Annotated in this window: 4 protein-coding genes and 1 pseudogene; 4 read left to right on the forward strand and 1 reads right to left on the reverse strand. The window is 61.7% G+C overall.

Annotated features, from left to right (window positions below):
• The first annotated feature begins 536 nt into the window (after positions 1–536).
• From H0W38_RS17290 to H0W38_RS17305, 4 genes are all read left to right on the forward strand, one after another.
• The gene (locus tag H0W38_RS17290; protein ID WP_292456363.1) at positions 537–812 is read left to right on the forward strand and encodes an oxidative damage protection protein; all 276 of its coding nucleotides are present in this window, start codon (positions 537–539) and stop codon (positions 810–812) included.
• A gap of 83 nt (positions 813–895) precedes the next feature.
• Positions 896–1,303, forward strand: coding sequence for a DUF971 domain-containing protein (locus tag H0W38_RS17295; RefSeq protein WP_292444997.1), 408 nt, complete (start codon positions 896–898; stop codon positions 1,301–1,303).
• Between the two features lie 10 nt (positions 1,304–1,313).
• The gene (locus H0W38_RS17300; protein WP_292444995.1) at positions 1,314–2,759 is read left to right on the forward strand and encodes a CUAEP/CCAEP-tail radical SAM (seleno)protein; all 1,446 of its coding nucleotides are present in this window, start codon (positions 1,314–1,316) and stop codon (positions 2,757–2,759) included.
• A 2-nt stretch (positions 2,760–2,761) separates the two neighbouring features.
• A complete protein-coding gene (locus H0W38_RS17305; protein ID WP_292456365.1) occupies positions 2,762–4,012 on the forward strand; it encodes an ATP-grasp domain-containing protein in 1,251 nt (416 codons plus the stop codon).
• 78 nt (positions 4,013–4,090) lie between these two features.
• Here the strand turns inward: H0W38_RS17305 and H0W38_RS17310 are convergent.
• Positions 4,091–4,471, reverse strand: a pseudogene (locus H0W38_RS17310) (integrase); the annotation flags it as partial.

Consider the following 4,471-nt stretch of genomic DNA (forward strand, 5'->3'; position numbering starts at 1 on the left):
GTACCTGGCCGATCGATTCGTGCATCGATGGCCCAGGCGCGGCGAAGCCTTCACGCTGCGCGAGTTCGTCGGCCTTGTTTCGGTCGATGGCAACGCAACTGCCAAGCAGCCGATGGCAGTAGCACCAGCACTTCAGGTGCGCCGCAAGTTCGCCGTTTTGTGACAGCACTCACAAAACCACCGCAAAGACTGAAGAGCCCGATAAGCTCTACTGGTACGACGCGGAAGGAAGCCGTCACGAAGTGAAAGAGAATTATCCAGACATGCGCGCGCCGGTGGAGTAGCCTAGTTTACATGGGGGAATTCGCTCGATTCACAGAAATATCCGCCAGAATTTCGAACACGAGCCGCTGTTGCGCTTATTGTAAACTGGGTTCAAGCGTGTCCGGCGACATACCATGCGCGAAGATGACGCCCAAGCAGCCTGCACCTTCCAGCGGCAGTGCAATGATTTTGCCGGGATGCAAACATCTAACTCATGTTGATACGCGACCAGTAGGGTCTTAGATTTACCTGAGAGGAGCGTCGAAATTACCATGCCTAGAACAGTGAATTGCATAAAACTCGGACGCGAAGCCGAGGGGGTTGATTTGCCGCCGTATCCGGGGGAACTCGGCAATCGGATTTTTGAAAACGTGTCCAAGGAAGCGTGGAAAAGGTGGCTTGAGCATCAGAAGATGCTGGTGAATGAAAACCGGCTTAATCTTGCGGATGCCAACGCGCGAAAATATCTTGCCAGACAAATGGAAGCGCATTTTTTTGGCGCGGGCGCCGAAGTAGCTGCAGGGTATATTAAACCCGGCAGCAAATGAAAACTCATTGACTCGCGAGCAAGACGTTACGCATTGCACAAGGTGATTATTATTCACGGTGACCGGCCTCGCCGGTAATATCCATGTCAAGACTCGATAAATTCACGCCCGTCCCCACGGAAATCAAGCTGCACCAGGTTTCCAGCAAGCTGGAAATCGCATTTGACAACGGCAAACGGTTCGAGTTGCCGTACGAGTTTCTGCGGGTGTCTTCGCCGTCAGCCGAGGTGCGCGGACACGGTCCGGGCCAGGAAGTCCTGCAGGTCGGCAAGAAGAACATCGAAATCAAAGGCATCGAGCCGGTCGGCAACTACGCCGTGCAGCTGACTTTTTCCGATGGTCACGATACCGGCCTTTTTTCGTGGGACTATCTCTATGAGTTGGGCGAGAACCACGCCGAATTGTGGGGTCGTTATATGAGCCGGATGGAGGCCGCGAGCGCTTCGCGCGAACCGCTGGCCGGTGCGGTAGCGCGCCCGAAATCAAAGTGACGATGCGCTAATGAACATCTTGCACGGCAGCACCCGCGCTGCGCAATCTTCTCCGGCCGTCGCTTTCAAGGCCGCGCTCATCAACCCTTACGAACTCGGCCGCCAATCGTTCAACCTGGCCGCGCCCGCGGCACTGCTGAAAGCGGCCGGCTTCGACGTCGTCTGCCTCGACCTTACGCTACAGAAGCTCGATCCCGATGTCTTGCGCGGTGCGGGACTGGTGGCGATTCATCTGGGCATGCACACCGCCACCCGCATCGCCGTTGCTGCGCTGCCCAAGATTCGGGCGCTGGCGCCTTCCGCCCATGTGTGCATGTACGGCCTGTACGCTGCGATGAATGAAGCGTTGCTGCGTGGGCTCGGTGTACAGACGCTGTTGGGCGGCGAATTCGAAACGGGCCTTCTCGCCCTTGCCGGACGCCTGCGCGACGGCGACGACGGCGATGACGGCGCGCAGCGAGAGCCTCTCGTCAATTTTTCACGCGTCGCCTTCGTCACGCCCGACCGAACCGGTCTGCCCAAGCTGGCGCAGTACGCTCACCTGATATTGCCGGACGGCGGCGCCAAGATCACCGGCTTTACCGAGACCACTCGCGGCTGCAAGCACTTGTGCCGCCATTGCCCGGTGGTGCCGGTGTACGAGGGCAAGTTCCGCACCGTGGACAAAGAGGTGGTGTTGGCCGACATCGCGCAGCAAGTCGCGGCGGGTGCTGCGCACATTTCGTTCGGTGATCCGGATTTCTTCAACGGGCCCACGCATGCGCGCAAGGTGCTCGAAGCCATGCACGCGCGCTTTCCGCAACTGACGTTCGATGCCACGATCAAGATTCAGCATCTGCTGAACCACGCTGAACTGTTGCCGGTGCTTCGCGAGTTCGGCTGCCTGTTCGTCACTTCCGCTGTGGAATCGGTGGACGACGGGATCCTCGACCATTTCGACAAGCACCATACCCGCGCGGACTTTGAACGCGCGCTGACGTTGTGTCGCGCGAGCGGCATCTCGCTCGCGCCAACCTTCGTCTCCTTTACGCCGTGGACGACGCTGGACGGCTATCTCGACCTGCTGCGTGAGCTGGTGCGATTGAAACTGCAGGAAGCGGTGCCCGCGGTGCAGCTTTCCATCCGGCTGCTGGTGCCGCAGGGATCGTATTTGTTGCGCCTGCCTGACTTCGTTGATCGGTTGGAACCCTTCGATTCGGAACTGCTGGGCTATCCCTGGCACCATGCCGATCCCTCCGTCGACGCACTGCAAAGAGAAGTGCAGGCCGTGGCGATACGGATGGAGAGCGCGACGCGCGCGGAAGTCTTCGGCGAGATTTGGCGACTCGCCCACGCTGCCGCCGGACGCAAAGAACCGAGTCTCGACGGCGTCGATCCCGGCCCACCCGTGCCCCGATTGTCCGAGCCGTGGTATTGCTGCTCCGAGCCTACGGAACAGCAGCTGCAATCGTTCTGACAATGCCGCGCGTTTTGCTGCTCTTGCCGGCCGCCGGCTATCGCAACGAGGATTTTCTCGCCGCCGCGCAAAAGCTCGGCGCCGAGGTGATAACCGCCGCCGACTACTGCCACCGGCTCGCGCCGCTCATGGGCATGAGCCCGATTTTTTCGTTGCCCTTCGACCAGCCGGAAATCGCCGTCGAACAGGCGCTTGCTGCATTGGGGCGGCGCGTCGACGCCGTGCTGGCGGTGGACGACCACGGACTCGAACTGGCCGCGCTGCTGCGGCAAAAACTCGGGCTTCCAGGCAATCCGTTGCACGCGGTGCGCACCACCCGCGACAAGCTCGCGTTCCGGCGATTGCTCACGACGCACGGGTTCAACTGCCCGCATTTCCAGGCGCCGATCAGCGAAGCCGATGCCCTGGCACTTGCCCCGTCATTGGACTATCCCGTGGTGGTGAAGGCTCGGCGCTTGTCCGCCAGTCGCGGCGTTATCCGTGCCAAAGACGCGGCGTCGTTTGCCCAGGCGGTTGGCCAGGTGCACCGAATCCAGGCTGTCGCCGATCGCGACGCCACGCAACTTGGGCTGATCGTCGAAGCCTTCATCCCTGGCCGCGAATACGCGTTGGAAGGTTTGCTGGAAAACGGTGCATTGCGTGTGCTCGCGTTATTCGACAAGCCCGACCCGCTGGACGGCCCGTATTTCGAGGAAACCATTTACATCACACCGTCGCGCCTACCGACCGACACGCAGGCGGCAATCGCCGCGGAAGTGCAACGCGCGTGCGCGTTGGCGGGGCTGACCGGCGGACCGCTGCATGCGGAAATGCGCGTCAACGATCAAGGCGTCTGGCTTCTGGAAGTGGCGGCGCGCTCCATCGGTGGCCTGTGTGGGCGCGTACTCGATCAGCGCCTCGGACTGTCGCTAGAAGAATTGATCCTGCGGCATGCGCTCAACATGCCGCTGCCGATGTCAGCCAACAGTGATGCGTCCGGAGTGATGATGATTCCGATACCCGAACGCGGCGTCTTTGATGGCGCAACGGGGCTGATGGCGGCGCGCGCGGTGGTGGGTGTCAGCGACATCCGGATCACCGCGCAACCCGGGCAAATGGTTGCACCGCCACCGGAAGGCGAAGGTTATCTCGGCTTCATCTTCTCCCGCGCCGCTGGACCTGAAGCGGCCGAAGCCGCGCTGCGCGCCGCCCACGCCAAGCTCGCCTTCGACATTAAGGCGGCATTGCCGGTGACCCGGGCTTGTGCGCAATGACGGACGATCACGCCAGCCATGGAGGTGGCCGCCGTCCAGGCGCTGCGCCAAGCTCGCGCTCGAGCCGGTCGGCGCCGCCTAACCGGCTTCGCGCAGAACCCTGGCCAGCCGGGGAGACAGCCAACGATCGACGTCATCTCCCACGAGCGGCCGCGGTGGTGGCGCTGTTCGAAGCACCTGGATGACACTCGCCACCGAACGTGCCGACTTTGAGTTGCCAGGGCGAGCGGTCACCAGGATTTCAGCCAGATCAGGTCGACCCCGACTCAGCGCTAACGCGACGAGCTGCCGCTTGATCGACCCGACGAGCGAGCGCGAGGACTGGCCGGCCGCCCTGCGATCTGGCAGGAACTGCTCGACAGCGTCGCGCGACGAAATGCCGTTGTACCAAGCGCGGAGGGATGCGAGTAACGCCGCGTCTGGCCACTCGGTCGGTATCGTCTCGACAGTGGTTACAGG

Origin of the sequence: Methylibium sp. (assembly GCF_013817365.1) — a bacterium.
GTDB lineage: Bacteria > Pseudomonadota > Gammaproteobacteria > Burkholderiales > Burkholderiaceae_C > Methylibium.